Source organism: Blastococcus sp. TF02-8 (assembly GCF_003319175.1).
Taxonomy (GTDB): domain Bacteria; phylum Actinomycetota; class Actinomycetes; order Mycobacteriales; family Geodermatophilaceae; genus Blastococcus.
Window position 1 is genome coordinate 55,510 of record NZ_QOHK01000001.1, and the last position, 18,064, is coordinate 73,573.

Sequence of the window (18,064 nt, forward strand, 5' to 3'; positions counted from 1 at the left end):
CGCCCGATTCCGGGCCGCAGCCGAGGAGCCGCACCGTGCAGGAGCTTCGAGTCGTCGGCGTCCGCGTCGAACTGCCGGGCAACCAGCCCATCCTGCTGCTCAAGGAGACGCAGGGGGAGCGCTACCTGCCCATCTGGATCGGCGCGGTCGAGGCCGCCGCCATCGCCTTCGAGCAGCAGGGTGTCCGGCCCGCCCGGCCGATGACCCACGACCTCCTCCGCGAGGTGGTCCGCACGCTGGGCGCGGAGCTCGAGGCGGTCAACATCACCGAGATGCGCGACGGCATCTACATCGCCGAGCTGGTGTTCGGCGACGACCGCGTCGTCAGTGCCCGACCGTCGGACGCCGTCGCCCTCGCCGTCCGCACCGGGGCGCCCATCTTCGGCGCCGAGGACCTGCTCGACGAGGTCGGCATCGAGATCCCCGACGAGCAGGAGGACGAGGTGGAGAAGTTCCGCGAGTTCCTCGACCAGATCTCGCCGGAGGACTTCGGGGCGGGTTCCGGCTCCGGCGGAGGACCGGCCTGACGACCGGACCGCGCTGCCCCCACCGCCCGCGACCGGCCCCGGGGCAGGCCCCGCCTCGTACCTCCGGCCCAATCGGTCCCTATCGGCAGGACGCGACGGATCATCACTCGAAATGAGTGAGCGGGCCGACACGCCGTCCCGCTCAGTTGACCGGCTCCCTGGCCCGGCTTACCGTCGGCGGACAACAACGGTGTGACACCTGTGGTCACGAGGTGTGGGCCGTCGACCCGTCGCGGTTCGTGGCGGGACAGAGGAGGACGCTGGACGTGAGCGACCAGGACAACGGCTCCCAGGGTCAGCTGTTCAGCGACGCCGCCGTCGGGGCGCCGTCGTACGACGAGGTCGACACCGACCTCGTCGGCTACCGCGGCCCCACCGCGTGCGCCGCCGCCGGGATCACCTACCGCCAGCTGGACTACTGGGCCCGCACCGGCCTGGTCGCCCCCTCGGTGCGCAGCGCCACCGGTTCCGGCACCCAGCGCCTGTACTCCTTCCGCGACATCCTCGTGCTCAAGGTCGTCAAGCGACTGCTGGACACCGGCGTCTCCCTGCAGAACATCCGCAAGGCCGTCGACCACCTCCGCCAGCGCGGGGTGAAGGAGCTGGCCAACGTCACGCTCTTCTCCGACGGCGCCACGGTCTACGAGTGCACCTCCGCGGAGGAGGTCGTCGACCTGCTCGCCGGCGGTCAGGGCGTCTTCGGCATCGCCGTCTCCGGTGCGCTGCGCGAGCTCTCCGGTGAGCTCGCCGAGCTGCCGGCCGAGCGCCTCGACGGCGGTCAGGTCGTGCCCACGGACGACGAGCTCTCCCTGCGCCGGCGCCGTCGGGCCGCGACTGCCTGACCGGCACCGCCGACGGGCCCTTCCCGCACCGCGGGGAGGGCCTCGTGCCGTTCCGGGGGGCGGCTCGGCCGCTGGTACCGTCGCGCCGGTGACCGCCGTCGACGGGCCGCTGCCCTCGCTGAACTCCCTGCACCCCGCCGGCTCCTTCATCGGCCGGCACATCGGGCCACGACCGGACGAGACCGCCGAGATGCTCGCGGTGGTGGGGCACGAGTCGCTGGGATCGCTGGTCGACGCCTGCGTGCCCGAGGGCGTCCGCGACCGGAGTCCGCTCGCCCTCCCCGCGGCTGCCGACGAGGCCGCGGTGCTGGCACTGCTGCGCGAGCGGGCCGACGCCAACGAGGTGTTCACCTCGATGATCGGACTGGGCTACCACGGCACCTTCACGCCGCCGGTCATCCAGCGCACGGTGCTGGAGAACCCGGCCTGGTACACGGCCTACACGCCGTACCAGCCGGAGATCAGCCAGGGCCGGCTCGAGGCGCTGATCAACTTCCAGACCATGGTCGCCGACCTGACGGGGCTCGACGTCGCCGGCGCCTCCATGCTCGACGAGGCGACCGCGGCCGCCGAGGCCATGACCCTGGTCCGTCGCGCCGGACGTGCGAAGGCCGACGCGGTCTTCGTGGTCGACGCCGACACGCTCCCGCAGACCCTCGGGGTGCTGCGGACGCGGGCGGAGCCGCTGGGCATCCGGCTGCACGTCGCGGATCTGTCGCGGGGCTGGCCCACCGACCTGCCCGGAGCCGGCGCGTTCGGCGTGCTGCTGTCCTACCCGGGCGCGAGTGGCGCCGTCCGCGACCACCGCGCCCTGACGGCGGCGGCGCACGAGGCGGGTGCCTCCGTCGTCGTCGCCGCGGACCTCCTGGCGCTCACCCTGCTCGAGGCGCCGGGGGAGTGGGGCGCCGACGTCGCCTGCGGCACCACCCAGCGCTTCGGCGTCCCCATGGGGTACGGGGGCCCGCACGCCGGCTACCTGTCGGTCCGCGAGGGGCTCGCCCGGCAGCTCCCGGGGCGCCTCGTCGGCGTCTCGGTGGATGCCGACGGCGACGTCGCCTACCGGCTGGCACTGCAGACCCGCGAGCAGCACATCCGCCGGGAGAAGGCGACGAGCAACATCTGCACCGCGCAGGTGCTGCTGGCCGTCATCGCCGGCGCCTACGCCGTCTACCACGGGCCGGAGGGGCTGACCGCGATCGCGGCCCGGGTGCACCGCAGCGCCACGGTGCTGGCCGGCTGGCTGCGCGCCGGTGGGCTGGACGTCGTGCACGAGCACTTCTTCGACACGCTCGAGGTGTCCGTGCCCGGCCGCGCCGCCGAGGTGGTCGCCGCCGCAGCGGAGCGTCGGATCAACCTGCGGCAGGTCGACGCCGACACCGTGGCGGTGGCCTGCGACGAGACCACGACCCCGGCCGTCCTGCGGGCGGTCGCGGAGTCCTTCGGGGTGGCGGGGGACGACGAGGCGCTCGACGCCGCCGGTACCGACGCCCTTCCGGCCGCGCTCCGCCGCCGCACGCCGTTCCTCACCCACCCGGTGTTCTCCGCGCACCGGTCGGAGACGGCGATGCTGCGCTACCTGCGCTCGCTGAGCGACAAGGACCTGGCGCTGGACCGCACGATGATCCCGCTCGGCTCCTGCACGATGAAGCTCAACGCCGCGACCGAGATGGCCGCCATCACCTGGCCGGAGTTCGCGAACCTGCACCCGTTCGTCCCGGCGGAGCAGGCCCGCGGGTACCGCCAGCTGATCGAGGAGCTCTGCGCGGACCTGGCCGAGATCACCGGCTACGCGGCGGTGAGCGTGCAACCCAACGCCGGGTCGCAGGGTGAGTTCGCCGGGCTGCTGGCCATCCGCGGCTACCACCGGTCCCGGGGGGACGACCAGCGCGACGTGTGCCTCATCCCGAGCTCGGCGCACGGCACCAACGCCGCCAGCGCGGTCATGGCGGGTATGCGGGTCGTCGTCGTGGCCTGCGACGAGGCCGGCAACGTCGATCTCGCCGACCTGCGCGCGAAGGTGGGGCAGCACGCCGAGCGGCTCGCCGCGATCATGCTGACCTACCCCTCCACCCACGGGGTCTTCGAGACCGAGGTGCAGGACATCTGCGCGGCCGTGCACGACGCCGGCGGGCAGGTGTACGTCGACGGCGCGAACCTCAACGCGATGGTCGGCCTCGCCCGGCCGGGCCGGTTCGGCTCCGACGTCAGCCACCTCAACCTGCACAAGACGTTCTGCATCCCGCACGGCGGGGGCGGTCCCGGCGTCGGCCCGATCGGCGTCCGCGAGCACCTGGTGCCGTTCCTGCCCGGCCACCCGGTCGTGGACACGGGCACCGAGGGCCCGGTGGTCTCCGGCGCGCCCTGGGGGTCGGCCGACATCCTGCCCATCTCCTGGGCCTACCTGCGGCTGATGGGGCCCGACGGGCTCACCCGCGCCACCCAGCACGCCATCCTGGGGGCGAACTACCTGGCCACCCGGCTGCGGGAGCACTACCCGGTCCTCTACAGCGGGGCGAACGGCCTGGTGGCCCACGAGTGCATCCTCGACATCCGCCCGCTGACCAAGGCCACCGGCGTCACCAACGACGACATCGCCAAGCGGCTGATCGACTTCGGCTTCCACGCGCCCACGATGAGCTTCCCGGTCGCCGGGACCCTGATGGTCGAGCCGACCGAGAGCGAGGACAAGGCCGAGCTCGACCGGTTCGTCGAGGCGATGGTGCACATCCGCGGCGAGATCGAGAAGGTGGCCACGGGGGAGTACGACGCCGAGGACAACCCGCTGCGCAACGCCCCGCACACGCTGGCGATGGTGGCGGGGGAGTGGGGCCGGCCCTATCCGCGCAGCGAGGCGGTGTACCCGGTGCCGGCGTTGAAGGGCCGTGGGTACCTCAGCCCGGTCCGGCGGATCGACCAGGCCTTCGGCGACCGCAACCTGGTCTGCTCCTGCCCGCCCCCGGAAGCGTTCGCCGAGCTCGAGGACTCCGTCGGGCCGCACGAGGTCCCGAGCACGGTGCCGGGCCGGGAACAGGGCGCACCGGACGATCTCGGCACTGCCGCCGACGTCGTGGGAGCCGCCCGGTAGCGCCCCTCCCGTCGGCGCCGCATGGCATGGTGCCGACCATGACCGTCGAGGACGCGATCAAGGCCGATCTCCGGACCTACCTGCAGGAGGGCCGCGACGTCCTGGTCCTCAAGGCCGAGGGGCTGTCGGAGTACGACGTCCGGCGGCCCCTGACGCCGACGGGCACGAACGTGCTGGGCGTGATCAAGCACCTGGCCCTGGTCGAGGTGGGCTACACCAGCGTCCCGTTCGGCCGGCCGGTCGGTCCGGCCCACCCGTGGTTCGACCCCGAGGCCGAGGACAACGTCGACATGTGGGCCAGGCCCGAGGAGTCGCGGCAGCAGGTCCTCGACGGCTACCGGCGCGCCTGGGCGGCCACCGATGCCGCGCTCGCGGAGCTGCCGGTGGACGCCGTGGGGCGCGTTCCGTGGTGGGGCGCCGAGGGGGGCACCGAGGTCACCCTGCACCGGGTGCTCGTGCACGTCATCGCGGAGACCCACCGCCACGCCGGCCAGATCGACATCGTCCGCGAGCTCATCGACGGGTCCGTCGGCAACCAGTCGGTCGGCGACGACCTGCCCGAGCACGACGAGGCCTGGTGGCGGGCCTACCGCGACCGGGTCGAGGACGCCGCCCGCCAGGCGGGCGGCGGGGAGGGGACGGTCAGGCGCTGACGAGCTCCGGGCGTACGACCCACTCGTGGTGGTCGCCGACCGCGCGGCCGTCGGGGAGCAGCTCGCCGTCGTCGTCGAACAGGACGACGCCGTTGCACAGCAGGCTCCAGCCCTGCTCCGGGTGGCTGCTGACCACGGCGGCGAGGTCGCGGGCTTCGCTCGTGGCGTCGGGGCAGGCGTTGGGGTGGGCGCACATGGCGGTCACTTCCATTCGGCCGGGGGGAAGCCGGCAGTCACTGGGCGTATCTGAACGCTTACGCGTCCCACCTAGTGTCGGCACGTTCCGTGCCGCACGTCACGTGATCCGCATCACCTAATCACCCGAAGGAGTCGTCAGGTCCTGCCATGGCGGGGACCGCGCAGGCGTGGGTCACGCGGTCGGGAGCGGCGTGTCGGGGGAGGAGGGCGTTCAGAGCTTGCGCAGCAGCACCCGGCGTACCGAGTGGTCGGACGCCTTCTGCAGGACCAGCCGCGCGCGGGACCGGGTCGGGGCGATGTTGTCCCGCAGGTTCGGGCCGTTGACGGCCGACCAGATGCTCAGTGCCGTCTCCCGCGCCTCCTCGTCGGTGAGTGCGGCGAAGCGGTGGAAGTAGGCCGACGTGTCCTGGAAGGCGGTGCGCCGCAGCGCCTGGAACCGCTCGACGTACCAGCGCTGGATGTCGGCCTCCGCCGCGTCCACGTAGACGGAGAAGTCGAAGAAGTCCGACAGGAACACCTCCGGCGCCGCGCCGTCGGTGCGGCGCCCTGCCTGGAGGACGTTGAGCCCCTCGACGACGAGGATGTCCGGCCGGTCCACGGCCTGCACCTGGCCGGGGACGATGTCGTAGGACTGGTGGTCGTACACCGGCGCCACGACCTCCTCGCGGCCGGACTTCACGTCGGCCAGGAAGCGCAGCAGCGCGCGCCGGTCGTAGCTCTCCGGGAAGCCCTTGCGGCCGAGCAGCCCGCGCTCCTCCAGGACGGCGTTGGGCAGCAGGAAGCCGTCGGTGGTCACCAGGTCCACCCGCGGGCTGCCGGGGCCTGCGGCCAGCAGCGTCTGCAGCAGGCGGGAGGTCGTGCTCTTCCCGACGGCCACGCTGCCCGCGACGGCGATGACGAACGGCACCTTGGCCGTCGAGTCGCCCAGGAACTCGCTCTGCGCCGCCCAGAGCCGGCGGCTGGCGGCCACGTGGAGGTCCAGCAGGCGGGCCAGCGGGAGGTAGACGGTCGCGACCTCGTCCAGGTCGATCCGGTCGCCGAGCGAGGCCAGCGCCTCCAGGTCGGCAGCGTCCAGCGGGAGCCGGTCGCCCGCGGCGAGCGCTCGCCACGAGGCCCGGTCGAACACCGCGTAGGGCGAGATGGAGCCGCGCGTCCCTGCCGTCACGCCGACCATCGTGCCGTCCTGCTGGTCGGCGCCGTGCGCGCGGGTCACCCGGGCGGGTGGGGGAGGGGCCGCATCCGGGCGTCGGCGGGCCCGGTGTCCCCGGACGCGTCTAGGGTTCTGGCGTGCCTTCCCGCCCGGGGCTGCTCGAGTGCATCGAGAGCTACTTCGCCGCCGCGCCGCTGCAGGACGCGCGGATCGAGCGCGCGGGCGCCCTCGACGTCCCGCTCGCCGCCCCGGCCTGGCCCTACCCGGCGCGGCCGCGCCGCGACGGCGCCGGGGAGCCGGTCACCACCGAGGACGTGCGGACGGCGATCGCCCTGCAGCGGGCGGCCGGGCTGCCCGCTGCACTGGAGTGGATCCCCGAGTGCTCCCCGGAGGTGTTCGCCGCCGCGCGCGCTGCCGGCATGCCGGTGGAGGAGCTGCCGCTCCTCGTCGCGGACGACCCGGTGGACCTCGTCCTGCCGGCCGGGGTGCGGTTGTTCCTCGTGGGCGCCGACGACCCGGAGCTGCCCGAGTTCCAGCGGGTCGCCGATGTCGCCTTCGCCCACCCCGGTGGCCGGGCCGACGTCCGCGAGGCGCCGCTGGACACCTCGCCGGAGGCGCAGGCACGCACCGCGGCCCTGCAGGAGCGCATCGCCGACGGCCGCACGGTCATGATGGTCGCGATCGAGAACGGCCGCCCCGTGGCCGTCGGCTCCCACCAGCCGGTGGACCTCGGTGGGACCGTCGTCAGCGAGATCGTCGGTGTGGCCACGCTGCCCCGGCTCCGTGCCCGGGGACTCGGGGCAGGCATCGCCTCGGCCCTGGTCGCGCACGCCCGGGAGACAGCGGATCTGGTGTTCCTCGCCGCCGGTGACGACGACGTGGCCCGGGTCTACGAGCGGGTGGGCTTCGCGCGGCTGGCCACCACCTGCGTGGCCGAACTGCCGGACTGACCGTCCTCCCCGGAGGTCCCGAGGAGGACGGTGCGGCTCAGCCCTCCTCGTAGGTGAGGACCAGGGTCGCCCGGGCGAGGGTGTGGAAGAACAGGTTGAAGCCGAGGACGGCCGGGGTGGTGTCGGCGTCGACGTCGAGCGCCTCGGTGTCCACCGCGTGGACCACCACGAAGTACCGGTGCGGGCCGTGCCCGGACGGGGGAGCGGCACCCACGTAGCCGGCGAAGCCCCCGTCGTTGCGCAGCTGCACGGCTCCTGCGGGGAGCGAGGGGGAGTCCTTGTCGCCGGCGCCGGAGGGGAGCTCGGTCACCGAGGCGGGGATGTTGGCGACCGCCCAGTGCCAGAAACCGCTGGCGGTGGGGGCGTCGGGGTCGTACACGGTGACGGCGAAGCTCTTCGTGCCCTCGGGGAAGCCCGACCACGACAGCTGCGGGGAGCGGTCCTCGCCGCCGGCACCCATGACACCGCTGACGTGCGGCGCCGGCATGACCTGCCCGTCGGCGACATCGGTGCTCGTGAGGGTGAACCCGGGCACCTGGGGCAGGAAGTCGTACGGGTTCGGTGGGGTGGGCCGGTCGGCCATGGGTGGTCCTCTCCCTCGCTGGTCGCTGGACGGCGCGTCGGTTGCGGCCGTCCCCCGAGCGACCCTAGGCAGCACGCGGGGGAGTCGCCCGTCGGCGTCGGGAGCGGGGACTCCGACACGTGCTCGTCACTCTCCGGCGGTAGCGTCGCGGCCGTGCCCACACCCCGAGCGGTCGGTCTGCCGGAAGGGGTCCGCGCCTGCCTGTTCGACCTCGACGGCGTGCTGACCCGGACCGCGACCGTGCACATGGCGGCCTGGAAGCGCACCTTCGACGAGTTCCTCCGCTCCCGCGACCCGGCGGCCGCCGAGTTCACGCAGCAGGACTACAACCGCTACGTGGACGGCAAGCCGCGGGCCGACGGGGTGCGCGACTTCCTCGCCTCGCGGGGGATCGTGCTGCCGGAGGGCTCAGCGGGCGACGCCCCCGACGCGGCGACGGTGCAGGGCGTGGCCTCCCGCAAGAACGAGCTCGTCCTGCGCGAGCTCGACGAGCACGGCGTGGAGGTCTACGAGCACTCGATGAGCTACCTGCGGGCCGTCAGGGAGGCGGGCCTGGCCACCGCGGTGGTGACGGCGTCGGCCAACGGGGAGCAGGTGGTCGCTGCGGGCGGTTTCGCCGACCTGATCGACACCCGGGTCGACGGCGTGGTCGCCGCCCGGGAGGGTCTGCGCGGAAAGCCGGCGCCGGACACCTTCCTGGCCGGCGCGCAGGCGCTCGGAGTGCCACCGCAGGAGGCCGTGGTCTTCGAGGACGCCCAGGCCGGCGTGGCGGCGGGGCGGGCGGGCGGCTTCGCCTTCGTCGTGGGCGTGGACCGGGTCGACCAGGCGGACGCGCTCCGGGAGGCGGGGGCCGACGTCGTCGTCACCGAGCTCGACCAGCTGCTGAGCGCCTCGTGAGCGAGGGGCGCGCGGTCTTCCCGATCGAGCCCTGGGCGCTGACCGAGGTGGGGCTGGACCGCGGGGCGCTCGGTGCGCACGAGTCGGTCTTCGCGCTCGCCAACGGGCACATCGGCATGCGCGGCTCCTTCGAGGAGGGGGAGCCCGTCGCGGTGCCGGGCACCTACCTCAACGGCTTCTTCGAGGAACGCCCCCTGCCCTACGCCGAGGTCGGCTTCGGCTTCCCCGAGATGGGCCAGACGGTCGTCAACGTCACCGACGGCAAGCTCATCCGCCTGTTGGTCAACGACTCACCGCTGGACCTCACCTACGGGGAGATCATCGACCACCAGCGGACGCTGGACCTCAAGGCCGGCGTGCTCCGCCGCTCGACGGAATGGCGCTCACCCGGTGGCCGGACCGTGCGGGTGAGCAGCACCCGCCTGGTCTCGCTCGTGCGGCGCTCGATCGCCGCGATCGAGTACAGGGTCGAGCTCGTCGACGACCTCGGCGACCTGTACGTGGCGCTGCAGTCGGACCTGCTGGCCAACGAGGACGGCCAGGCCTCCGAGGACGACGACCCCCGGGCCGCCGCGGCGCTCGCCTCACCGCTGCAGTGCGAGCTCGCCGCCGCCCGGGGCCGGCGTGCGGTGCTGGTGCACCACACCAAGCAGAGCAAGCTGCGGGTGGCCGCCGGTATGGAGCACGTCATCGAGATCCCGGACAGCTGTACCGAGGACGTCGAGGCCGTCGGTGACCTGGCCCGCTACACGCTGGCGGCGCGCATCCCGCCCGGCGGCTCGCTCACGCTGGTGAAGTTTCTCGCCTACGGCTGGTCCTCCCGGCGCTCGGCACCGGCGCTGCGCGACCAGGTGGAGGCCGCGCTGGCCACCGCGCGCCTGGCCGGCTTCGAGCGGCTGCTGCGCGAGCAGCGGGAGCTGCTGGCCCAGCACTGGGACGAGGCCGACGTCGAGATCGAGGGTGACGACGAGCTGCAGCAGGCCGTGCGCGTGGGCATGTTCCACGTCCTGCAGGCGGGGCTGCGTGGTGAGCGGCAGGCCATCCCGGCCAAGGGCCTGACCGGTCCCGGCTACGACGGGCACACCTTCTGGGACACCGAGACCTACGTGCTCCCGGTCCTGACCTACACCGCTCCGAACGCCGCGCGCGACGCGCTGATCTGGCGGCACTCCACGCTGGGCCTGGCCCGGGAGCGCGCGGTCGTCCTGGGGCTGCGCGGAGCCGCGTTCCCGTGGCGGACCATCCGCGGCGAGGAGACCTCCGGGTACTGGCCGGCCGGCACGGCGGCCTTCCACATCAACGCCGACATCGCCGACGCCGTCGTCCGCTACCACTCCGCGACGCTCGACGAGGCCTTCGACCGGGACTACGGCGCCGAGCTGCTGATCGAGACCGCCCGCCTGTGGGCCTCGCTGGGGCACTTCGACACCGAGCACGGGTTCCGCATCGACGGCGTCACCGGGCCGGACGAGTACACCGCCGTCGTCGACAACAACGTCTACACCAACCTCATGGCGCAGCGGAACCTGCGCGAGGCGGCCGCGGCGGTGGGCCGGCAGCCGGACGTCGCCGCCCGCCTGGAGGTCACCGACGACGAGGTCGAGGCGTGGCTCCGGGCCGCCTCGCTGATGGCGGTGCCCTACGACACCCAGCGCGGTGTGCACATGCAGTCCGACGGCTTCACGCACCACGAGGAGTGGGACTTCGCCACCACGCCGCGCTCGAAGTACCCGCTGCTGCTGCACTACCCCTACTTCGACATCTACCGGAAGCAGGTGGTGAAGCAGGCGGACCTGGTGATGGCGCTGCACCTCCGTGGCGACGCCTTCACCCTCGAGGAGAAGATCGCCGACTTCGCCTACTACGAGCCCCGCACCACGCGGGACTCCTCGCTGTCGGCGACGCAGCAGGCGGTCGTCGCCGCGGAGACCGGGCACCTGGAACTGGCGCACCAGTACTGGGCCGAGGCAGCGCTGACCGACATCCAGAACCTGCACCACAACTCGGGGCACGGGCTGCACATCGCCTCGCTGGCCGGCGGGTGGACCGTGGCCGTCGCCGGCTTCGGGGGCCTGCGGGACCACGGTGGCGAGCTCTCCTTCGCACCGCGGCTGCCCGACCGGATCACCAGGCTCCGCTTCCGCGTCGTCTACCGGGGGCGCAAGCTGACCGTCACCGTCGAGCCGGACCGAGCGACCTACCGGCTGGTCGACGGCGAGCCGCTGGCCATCCGTCACCACGGCCGGCAGGTGACCGTCGACCACGCCGACCTCGTGCTGGAGCTACCGCCGGCTCCCGAGGTGGCGCCGGTGACCCAGCCGGTGGGTCGCGAACCGTGTCGCCGCTCCCGGATCCGCTAGTTCGCTCCTGCCGCGGCGGGCGGTCACGCCCTCGGTTCGACCGTTATCCCCAACACCGAGCCGGCGTCAGCCGGCGGTCCGGTCGAGCAGCCAGGTCGCGCCCAGAACAAGCGCGCCGACGTCGACGACCAGGAAGACCCCGACCCAGACGACGGCGGGAAGCGGGGTCAGGCGGGCCAACTGGTCGGCGTCGGAGTCCGGCGCCGACCGACGTCGCCGGGCGGTCTGCAGCTCCAGCACGGCACGCGGAGCGGCGAGCAGGAGGAACCAGGTCGCGAGAGCGGCGAAGGCGACCTGGCCGCCCGGGGGCAGCCACCAGGTCGCGGCGAAGACGATGCCGCCGGTGACGAGCACCGACCACAGGCCGAACCAGTTGCGGATCTGCACCAGGAGCAGCGCCAGGAGCACCAGCAGCGCCCAGAGCAGGCCGGCCGCGTGGCCGGCGGCCAGGAGGGCCGCGGCACCCAGGCCGAAGAGAGCCGGCCCGGTGTAGCCGGCCGCGCAGGTGAGCACCATTCCCGGGCCCGTCGGGCGTCCGGCGGAGACGGTCAGTCCCGAGGTGTCGGAGTGCAGCCGGATGCCGGCCAGCCGCCGCCCGGCGGCGAGCGCCACCAGGCCGTGCGCGCCCTCGTGGGCGATGGTGACGACGTTGCGCGCCGGCCGCCAGAGGGTGGGGGAGAGGACCAGCACCGCGGCCACCGCGGCGGCGCCGAGGAGGACGGTCGGCGAGGGGTCGGGCACGGTTGCCGTGACGCGGGCCCAGAACGCGTCGACGGCCTCCACGCCCGGCAGTCAACCGCACCGACCCGGAAGGCCCGGGGGAGCGGCGCCCGTGTCGCCCGGGGAGAGGCGGCTCACACCGGTCGGGGTGACGCGCGAACGCCGAACAGACCGGATGCTGGTGCCATGACGACGTCCTCCACCCTCACCCGGGACGACCTCCCGGTGACGGTGTCCTTCACGCGTCGCGCCGACCCGGCGCACACGCGCGAGATGACGGCCTGGATCCGGGCCGGTCTCAGCATGGCGGAAAGCTTCCCCGGCTTCCTCGGGGGTGGCTGGGTCCGTTCGCGTCGCGACGCCGACGAGTGGCACATGCTGGCCCGTTTCGCCGACCAGACGGCGCTGGCCGGCTGGGAGGCGTCGGCGGAGCGCCAGTGGTGGCTGCGGTCGGCCCAGGGGCTGGCCGAGGTCACCCGCAGCGAGCGCCGCACCGGCATCGAGGGGTGGTTCGACTCCCCGGTCGCGGAGGAGGTCGAGACCGCGCCGGCGGCGGCCGCCCCGCCGCGCTGGAAGCAGGCGATGACGATCTGGCTGGTGTTCTTCCCGGTGAACCTGCTGGCCACCGTCACCCTCGGAGCCCTGCTCAGCGACCTGCACGTCGTCCTGCGCGTGCTCGTGATGACCGCGGTGCTCACGCCAGTCATGGCCTACGTGATGCTGCCGTGGATCACCGCGCGGCTGCAGTGGTGGCTGCAGGGCCGGTCCTGGCGGGAGCGCTGACGGCCGCGCTCCACACCGTGCCGAGTGCCGCGACACTGTGATCCCGTCCCTTTACCCTCAGTGACATGATCGATCGCGTCCGCAGTCGCGTCCGTCGCTGGTTCTACGAGGACGCCGACGAGGTCTCGTCCGGACGGCACGCGCCGTCGATGCCGCGGATGCTCCCGCTCCTCGGTGTCGTAGCTGTCGGCGGAACGGTCGTCGTGTGGCTGGTCTTCGTCGGTCTCGCCCGCCTCAAGGGCGCGCACATCGAGTGGTGGTGGGCCGAGCCCGGCGACCTGCGGGACGAGGAGCTCTTCGACCTCACGCGCAGCACCGCGACCCTGGTGGCCCTGCTGGGCGGGTTGTTCGCGATCGTCTACGCCTACCGGAAGCAGCGTTTCGAGGAGGCGGCCGGGCGGCGGGCCGACGAGGAGAACGTGCGCGAGCGGGACCAGGCGCTGGCCGAGCGCTACCAGGAGGCGGCCGCGCAGCTCGGTCACGCGAACGCGGCCGTCCGGTTGGCCGGCGTCCACGCCATGAGCCGGCTGGCGGACTCCTGGAGCGACCAGCGCCAGACCTGCGTCGACGTCCTGTGCGCCTATGTGCGCATGCCTTCCCCGCCCAACGGCGATGCGGCCGGCGACGAGGGGGGAAGGGCGGCGGAGCACGAAGTTCGGCACTCGGTGTTCCAGGCCATCCGTGAGCACCTGCAGCCCGACATCGATCCGCACTCGTCGTGGTCGGCGCTGCGGTTCGACTTCAGTGGCGCGACACTCGACGACCTCGATCTGACAGGTGCGCACTTCCACTCCGAACCGCGGTTCGTGGGCACGCACTTCCGGGGGGCGTGCACGCTCACCGACGCCAGCTTCCGTCACGGCGCCAACTTCACGCGTGCCCGGTTCGAGTACTTCGCGGCGCACCGCGTCCGCGTGCTCGACGGTGCGCTCAAGCTGTCGCTGGTCTCGATCGGGCGGGAGGGTCACTGGAGCTTCGCTCGGGTGGCTGTCCCCGCGCAGGTCGTCGCATGGGCTGCGACGGTGGACGCAGAAGGGAACTTCTCCTTGGGCGTGGCCGAGCGAACCGACGATGCGGACGGAGCGGTGCCGGTGACGTGCAACGACGTGATCGTCGGAGCGGCCGCCACGGCGCGGATCTACTGCGTGGCCGAGCCGCAACAGCGCGCCGTCCACACGGCTCCGGTCACCGCGACGGGCTGGCAGGTCGCCGGCGCCGCGATCATCGACCGTCGCCTCTGGGACGCGGAGCTCGTCGAGTGGAAACCCGCGTCCGTCAGCGGCACGGCGCTCCTGGAAGCCGTCTCCCTGCCTGCGGACATCTTCGGCAACACCGGCTGGGACTCCCCGGCGAACGAGGAGATCCCAGCGCGAGCATGAGGCGGATCAGTTGCCTGGCTTGACCGCTTTGCCGCGCTGCTGGTCAGCCTCGTCGGCCTCGTACGCGCCAGGGATCGCCTGGGCGGAGCCGTCGTCGCCGGGGGAGTGAGGGCGGTCGGTCAGGTCGTCGGGACCGGGGGAGGGCGTGCCGCCCGGCTCGTCCCTCTCGTCGGTGTCGGGGCGCTGCTCCGTCATCGGTCCTCCTCGATCATCGCTTCGTCGTATGCCCGCTACCCGCGGACCCGCGGTGGAACCGGCGAACTGCGCACAGTCACTGCGTCAGGTGGAAGCGATCGCCGTCGGCGGTCTCGACGCGGGGGGGAGGAGTGACAAAACTCAGCGGTCGGCCCGGGTGAAGAGCCACCGGGCGAAGGCGGCGTCGTCCTCGAGCTCGGTCCGCCACCGGACGGAGAGCCGGAACGAGCCCGGCGGGACGACGAGCAGCGGGCTCCCGTCGTCCGGATCCGCGTCGTCCGTCGTCGGCGTCGGGCCGGGGGACTCCGGCATCAGCAGCGCACCGTTCTCGCCGGTGCCGTCCAGTGCCGCACTCACGAACGCCAGCCGGCCGCTGGGCACGGCGACGCCGTCGGCGAGCTGCTCATCGGCGGCGGAGAACCGCAGGGCCAGATCGAGCGTCCCGCGGTAGTCGCCCGCGTTCGCCTGGACGACGGCGATGCTGCCGTCGTCGCCCCGGAAGACCTCCAGCCAGCCCTCGTCGCCGATCTCCGGGTCGGTGAGCACCACAGCGGCCCGGCCGGCGCCCACGGGGATGCTGGTGAGCTCGTAGTCCAGGTCGGGCACGAGTGCCTCGTAGGCCTCGTCGGACATGCCACGCCAGTGCGGGAGGAGTTCCTCGTCGACGGCCAGGAAGGGCTCACCGTTGGTCCAGAAGCGGCCGACGTGCGTCCAGGCGACAGGCATGCGGTCAGTCTCCTCGGTCGTCGAGCGGCGTGGCGGAGCGGCAGGAGGCCCCGTTCGCAGACCGTCTCGGAGCAGTTGACATAACGTCGATTATCGGCGTTGCATCGACGAGCCCGAGAAGGGGTCGGTGATCTTGGTCGGCGGCCGCTCACCGGCGCTCATCGGCTCGCGACCCCATGGGAAGCCTGAGGTCTCGCGACCGGCGCCTCCGCACGATCCGGTCCGCGCGGCGGCGCGCGCTGTGCGAAGGCCCCCGGGTGTGCGGAACCGGACGGCCGGCGGTGCATGTCGACCCACCCGGACGCCGGTGCGCGACTCCCCCGCATCTCGATCTTGCTCCCAGATGATCTTGCTCGGCACTCAACGCCGATCTCGAGTGCTCGCACGCCACCCGGCGGCCATGAGTCGTCGAGATGCCCCCCTCCCCCCATCCACCGACACCCTGGTAATTACGTAACGGTGACGTAATTACCAGGGTGTCGGCTGTTCGACGGGCGGCGCGGCGCAGGTGTTCGTAGGGTCGAGCCATGCAGATCCGACGCCCGATCGCCGCATTGTTCGCCGCCCTGGCGCTCTTCGGAGGTGGCGTCACGATGACCGCCTGTGAAGCAGCCGGGCAGGACCAGAACGACGGAACGACCGACGACGACACGAAGAACACCGACGGCAACGACCCGAGCAGTGACGAGCAGGGCAACGTGCCGGACAACAGCAACCAGGAGCCCGGTACCGAGGACCAGAACGACGACTCGCAGGACCCGGACTGATCCGGCGGGGGCTCAGCTCGAGCGCTCGGTGACCCACAGCCGGTCGAGCCGGCCGGTGGACCGGACGAGATCGGCCAGCGAGCGCTCGAGCTCGGCCTTCGTGGGCTTCTCCGACAGCATGGTCTGCACGTCCTCCAGCGCGCAGCGCAGCTGGTACAGCCGGTCCTGGAGACCGTCGAGGTCCGCCCGCGACACCAGCACCACGTCGCCGGGCAGCCCCGCCTTCTGCGTCGCCGAGCGCTGCTCGTAGGCCCGCTGACGGCAGGCCTGGCCGCAGTAGAGCCGGGGGCGGCCCACCGAGCCCTGCTCGGGCAGCACCCGCCGGCACCACCCGCAGCGGCGCTGCTCACCGCTCCCCCGGTTGGGGAGGGGCGCGACGGGGAGGACGCTCGTGCTGCCGGACGCGTGCTGCTGTGCCACGTCTGGGCACGGTAGACGCCGGGGCTGACAGCGCCCGGTGACACGCCCTGACCGAACCCGGAAGGCAGTGCGGCGCGCGCCCCGACCGGGGCACCGGCGCCCCTCCGGCCTCCACTAGCGTGGACGCGTGCTCCCCGCGCGGTTCGCCTACCTCGACGCACCGACGCCGCTGGCCATGGCACACCGCGGCGGGGCGATCGAGCACCTCGAGAACACCATGCCCGCCTTCCAGGCCTGCGTGGACATGGGTTACCAGTACCTGGAGACCGACGTCCAGGTGACGGCGGACGGCGTCCTCGTCGCCTTCCACGACGCCGGCCTCGAGCGGGTGACCGGGCAGTCCGGCCGGATCGACGCGCTGCCCTGGGCGCAGGTGAGCGAGGCCCGCATCGGGGGCCGGGAGCCCATCGTGCGGCTGGAGGACCTCCTCGCCGCCTGGCCCGATGTGCGCTTCAACCTCGACATCAAGGCCGCCGGCGTGCTGGCTCCGCTGGTGCGGCTGGTCCGGAGGATGCAGGTCGCCGACCGCATCTGCCTCGGCTCCTTCTCCGACGCGCGGATCGCCGCGGCACGGCGACTGTTCGGGCCCGCTGTGTGCACCTCGCTCGGCCCCCGTGGCGTCGCCGCCCTGCGGCTGTCCTCCTACTCCCCGCGTGCCGCCGGCCTGGTGCGGATCCAGGCCGGCTGCGCCCAGGTCCCCCTCCAGCTCGGCGGCCGGGCGCTGGTCGACGAGCGGTTCATCGCCGCCGCCCACGCGCGCGGCCTCCAGGTGCACGTCTGGACGGTGGACGACCCGGTGGAGGCGGAGGCCATGCTCGATCTCGGCGTCGACGGGATCATGACCGACCGGCCGGGCATGCTCCGCGAGCTGCTGGTGAAGCGCGGTCAGTGGACGGGCCGGTGAGCCTGGCCGACCGGTTGCGCTCCTGGCGTCCGAGCACCCCTCCGCTGCCCCAGGACCTGGCACAGCTGGTGAAGCCCGGCGATCCCGAGTGGTTCGCACGGGAACTGGCCATCGCCGTCGCCCCGCCCTGGTGGTTCTGGCGCTTCATGCTCCGCCGCTTCTCCTGGCTGGTCAGCATCTTCGGGCGGGTCGAGGTGACCGGCGGCGTCCCCGAGGAACTGCGTCGCGGACCGTTGCTGCTCGCCGCCAACCACATCGGCGACTTCGACCCGTTCGTCATCGCCGTGGCCCTCCACCGGGCCGGGGTGATGCCCCGCATCATGGCCACCGGGGGCATCATGTCCGCGCCCGTGGCCGGGCCCCTCCTGGAGCGCACGGGCGCCATCCGCGTCGAGCGGGGCACCGAGCTCGCCCGGCACGCCGTCCGCGTCACCGAGGTCGCGCTGGTGCACGGCGGCCACGTCGTCGCCTATCCCGAGGGGCGCGTCGGCCTGGCTCCCGACTTCTGGCCCGAGCGGGGGCGGACGGGCATGGCACGGCTGGCGCTGGGACTGCGCGTGCCCGTGATCCCGGTCAGCCAGTGGGGTGCGCACGAGGTGCTCCAGTACGGCAACGACTGGGGGAAGCTGCGCACCCTCGCCCGCGCGCTGGTCCGCCGGCCGGCGCTGCGGGTGCACATCGGTCCACCGGTGCACTTCGACGACCTCGAGATGGGCCGCGTGGGCGACGCGAACCGGGCGCGCATGCGCATCGCCGCCGCCCTCACCCGGGGGCTGCGCCCGCTGCGGGCGGGCGAGCTCGACGAGCCGGCGTTCCGCGACGCGACCCGTCCGACGACCGCCGTCGCCGCGTTCCCCGGAGGCGTGGTGCCCGAGGACATCCCGTGACCGCGCCCGTGTGGTGCTGGACCGCGCGCGAGCGGGCT

General features: G+C 73.2%; 19 protein-coding genes. 12 read left to right on the top strand and 7 right to left on the bottom strand.

Annotated features, from left to right (window positions below):
• The first annotated feature begins 35 nt into the window (after positions 1 to 35).
• The 4 genes from DQ237_RS00295 (at position 36) to DQ237_RS00310 (ending at position 5,107) form a co-directional block, all read left to right on the top strand.
• Positions 36 to 527: a bifunctional nuclease family protein gene (locus DQ237_RS00295; RefSeq protein ID WP_113796078.1), complete on the top strand. Its 492-nt coding sequence runs from the start codon at positions 36 to 38 to the stop codon at positions 525 to 527.
• A gap of 299 nt (positions 528 to 826) precedes the next feature.
• Positions 827 to 1,369, top strand: a complete 543-nt coding sequence (locus DQ237_RS00300) for a MerR family transcriptional regulator (protein ID WP_240619376.1) — start codon at positions 827 to 829, stop codon at positions 1,367 to 1,369.
• 88 nt (positions 1,370 to 1,457) lie between these two features.
• Complete coding sequence (gcvP, locus tag DQ237_RS00305; RefSeq protein ID WP_205730003.1) at positions 1,458 to 4,454, top strand: aminomethyl-transferring glycine dehydrogenase; 2,997 nt, start codon at positions 1,458 to 1,460, stop codon at positions 4,452 to 4,454.
• Between the two features lie 38 nt (positions 4,455 to 4,492).
• On the top strand, positions 4,493 to 5,107 hold the full coding sequence (locus DQ237_RS00310) for a DinB family protein (RefSeq protein WP_113797303.1): 615 nt from the start codon (positions 4,493 to 4,495) through the stop codon (positions 5,105 to 5,107).
• Here the strand turns inward: DQ237_RS00310 and DQ237_RS00315 are convergent.
• Positions 5,097 to 5,303, bottom strand: a complete 207-nt coding sequence (locus DQ237_RS00315; protein ID WP_113797305.1) for a DUF5999 family protein — start codon at positions 5,301 to 5,303, stop codon at positions 5,097 to 5,099. The genes DQ237_RS00310 and DQ237_RS00315 overlap by 11 nt on opposite strands.
• A 213-nt stretch (positions 5,304 to 5,516) precedes the next feature.
• Positions 5,517 to 6,479 carry a type I pantothenate kinase gene (coaA, locus tag DQ237_RS00320; protein WP_113797307.1) on the bottom strand — a complete coding sequence of 321 codons (963 nt, stop codon included), beginning with the start codon at positions 6,477 to 6,479 and terminating at the stop codon, positions 5,517 to 5,519.
• Positions 6,480 to 6,592: 113 nt separating this feature from the next.
• Here coaA and DQ237_RS00325 point away from each other — a divergent pair, with 113 nt between their 5' ends.
• On the top strand, positions 6,593 to 7,405 hold the full coding sequence (locus tag DQ237_RS00325; RefSeq protein WP_113796082.1) for a GNAT family N-acetyltransferase: 813 nt from the start codon (positions 6,593 to 6,595) through the stop codon (positions 7,403 to 7,405).
• A gap of 37 nt (positions 7,406 to 7,442) precedes the next feature.
• Here the strand turns inward: DQ237_RS00325 and DQ237_RS00330 are convergent, their stop codons facing one another.
• Positions 7,443 to 7,988: a YbhB/YbcL family Raf kinase inhibitor-like protein gene (locus tag DQ237_RS00330; RefSeq protein WP_113796084.1), complete on the bottom strand. Its 546-nt coding sequence runs from the start codon at positions 7,986 to 7,988 to the stop codon at positions 7,443 to 7,445.
• A 153-nt stretch (positions 7,989 to 8,141) separates the two neighbouring features.
• On the opposite strand from DQ237_RS00330, the gene DQ237_RS00335 reads away from it, so the two are divergent.
• A complete protein-coding gene (locus DQ237_RS00335; protein ID WP_113796086.1) occupies positions 8,142 to 8,885 on the top strand; it encodes a beta-phosphoglucomutase family hydrolase in 744 nt (247 codons plus the stop codon).
• Complete coding sequence (locus tag DQ237_RS00340; protein WP_113796087.1) at positions 8,882 to 11,245, top strand: glycoside hydrolase family 65 protein; 2,364 nt, start codon at positions 8,882 to 8,884, stop codon at positions 11,243 to 11,245. The genes DQ237_RS00335 and DQ237_RS00340 overlap by 4 nt, the downstream gene beginning before the upstream one ends.
• Before the next feature lie 66 nt (positions 11,246 to 11,311).
• Here the strand turns inward: DQ237_RS00340 and DQ237_RS00345 are convergent, their stop codons facing one another.
• The gene (locus DQ237_RS00345) at positions 11,312 to 12,028 is read right to left on the bottom strand and encodes a M50 family metallopeptidase (protein ID WP_113796088.1); all 717 of its coding nucleotides are present in this window, start codon (positions 12,026 to 12,028) and stop codon (positions 11,312 to 11,314) included.
• Between the two features lie 123 nt (positions 12,029 to 12,151).
• Between DQ237_RS00345 and DQ237_RS00350 the strand changes: the two genes are divergently transcribed.
• Together DQ237_RS00350 and DQ237_RS00355 are read left to right on the top strand one after the other, a co-directional pair.
• Positions 12,152 to 12,748, top strand: a complete 597-nt coding sequence (locus DQ237_RS00350) for an antibiotic biosynthesis monooxygenase (protein WP_113796090.1) — start codon at positions 12,152 to 12,154, stop codon at positions 12,746 to 12,748.
• Between the two features lie 65 nt (positions 12,749 to 12,813).
• Complete coding sequence (locus DQ237_RS00355) at positions 12,814 to 14,127, top strand: pentapeptide repeat-containing protein (protein WP_113796092.1); 1,314 nt, start codon at positions 12,814 to 12,816, stop codon at positions 14,125 to 14,127.
• A gap of 6 nt (positions 14,128 to 14,133) precedes the next feature.
• Here DQ237_RS00355 and DQ237_RS00360 read toward each other — a convergent pair whose 3' ends face one another.
• Together DQ237_RS00360 and DQ237_RS00365 are read right to left on the bottom strand one after the other, a co-directional pair.
• Positions 14,134 to 14,322, bottom strand: a complete 189-nt coding sequence (locus DQ237_RS00360; RefSeq protein WP_113796094.1) for a hypothetical protein — start codon at positions 14,320 to 14,322, stop codon at positions 14,134 to 14,136.
• A 141-nt stretch (positions 14,323 to 14,463) separates the two neighbouring features.
• Entirely contained in the window at positions 14,464 to 15,048 is a 585-nt protein-coding gene (locus DQ237_RS00365; RefSeq protein ID WP_113796096.1) for a hypothetical protein, read from the bottom strand.
• Between the two features lie 527 nt (positions 15,049 to 15,575).
• On the opposite strand from DQ237_RS00365, the gene DQ237_RS00370 reads away from it, so the two are divergent.
• Positions 15,576 to 15,815 (top strand): hypothetical protein, encoded by a 240-nt coding sequence (locus DQ237_RS00370; RefSeq protein ID WP_113796098.1) that lies wholly within the window; start codon positions 15,576 to 15,578, stop codon positions 15,813 to 15,815.
• 12 nt (positions 15,816 to 15,827) lie between these two features.
• Here the strand turns inward: DQ237_RS00370 and DQ237_RS00375 are convergent, their stop codons facing one another.
• On the bottom strand, positions 15,828 to 16,235 hold the full coding sequence (locus DQ237_RS00375; protein WP_240619286.1) for a hypothetical protein: 408 nt from the start codon (positions 16,233 to 16,235) through the stop codon (positions 15,828 to 15,830).
• Positions 16,236 to 16,362: 127 nt separating this feature from the next.
• On the opposite strand from DQ237_RS00375, the gene DQ237_RS00380 reads away from it, so the two are divergent.
• Positions 16,363 to 17,139 carry a glycerophosphodiester phosphodiesterase gene (locus DQ237_RS00380; RefSeq protein WP_205730004.1) on the top strand — a complete coding sequence of 259 codons (777 nt, stop codon included), beginning with the start codon at positions 16,363 to 16,365 and terminating at the stop codon, positions 17,137 to 17,139.
• Positions 17,136 to 18,026 carry a 1-acyl-sn-glycerol-3-phosphate acyltransferase gene (locus DQ237_RS00385; RefSeq protein ID WP_113797313.1) on the top strand — a complete coding sequence of 297 codons (891 nt, stop codon included), beginning with the start codon at positions 17,136 to 17,138 and terminating at the stop codon, positions 18,024 to 18,026. The genes DQ237_RS00380 and DQ237_RS00385 overlap by 4 nt, the downstream gene beginning before the upstream one ends.
• The last annotated feature ends 38 nt before the right edge of the window (positions 18,027 to 18,064 follow it).

Coding starts and splice junctions, on each gene's coding strand:
- coaA (WP_113797307.1), bottom strand. CDS start 6,479: ATGGTCGGCGTGACGGCAGGGACGCGCGGCTCCATCTCGCCCTACGCG.
- DQ237_RS00310 (WP_113797303.1), top strand. CDS start 4,493: ATGACCGTCGAGGACGCGATCAAGGCCGATCTCCGGACCTACCTGCAG.
- DQ237_RS00360 (WP_113796094.1), bottom strand. CDS start 14,322: ATGACGGAGCAGCGCCCCGACACCGACGAGAGGGACGAGCCGGGCGGC.
- DQ237_RS00315 (WP_113797305.1), bottom strand. CDS start 5,303: ATGTGCGCCCACCCCAACGCCTGCCCCGACGCCACGAGCGAAGCCCGC.
- DQ237_RS00365 (WP_113796096.1), bottom strand. CDS start 15,048: ATGCCTGTCGCCTGGACGCACGTCGGCCGCTTCTGGACCAACGGTGAG.
- DQ237_RS00330 (WP_113796084.1), bottom strand. CDS start 7,988: ATGGCCGACCGGCCCACCCCACCGAACCCGTACGACTTCCTGCCCCAG.
- DQ237_RS00350 (WP_113796090.1), top strand. CDS start 12,152: ATGACGACGTCCTCCACCCTCACCCGGGACGACCTCCCGGTGACGGTG.
- DQ237_RS00370 (WP_113796098.1), top strand. CDS start 15,576: ATGCAGATCCGACGCCCGATCGCCGCATTGTTCGCCGCCCTGGCGCTC.
- DQ237_RS00355 (WP_113796092.1), top strand. CDS start 12,814: ATGATCGATCGCGTCCGCAGTCGCGTCCGTCGCTGGTTCTACGAGGAC.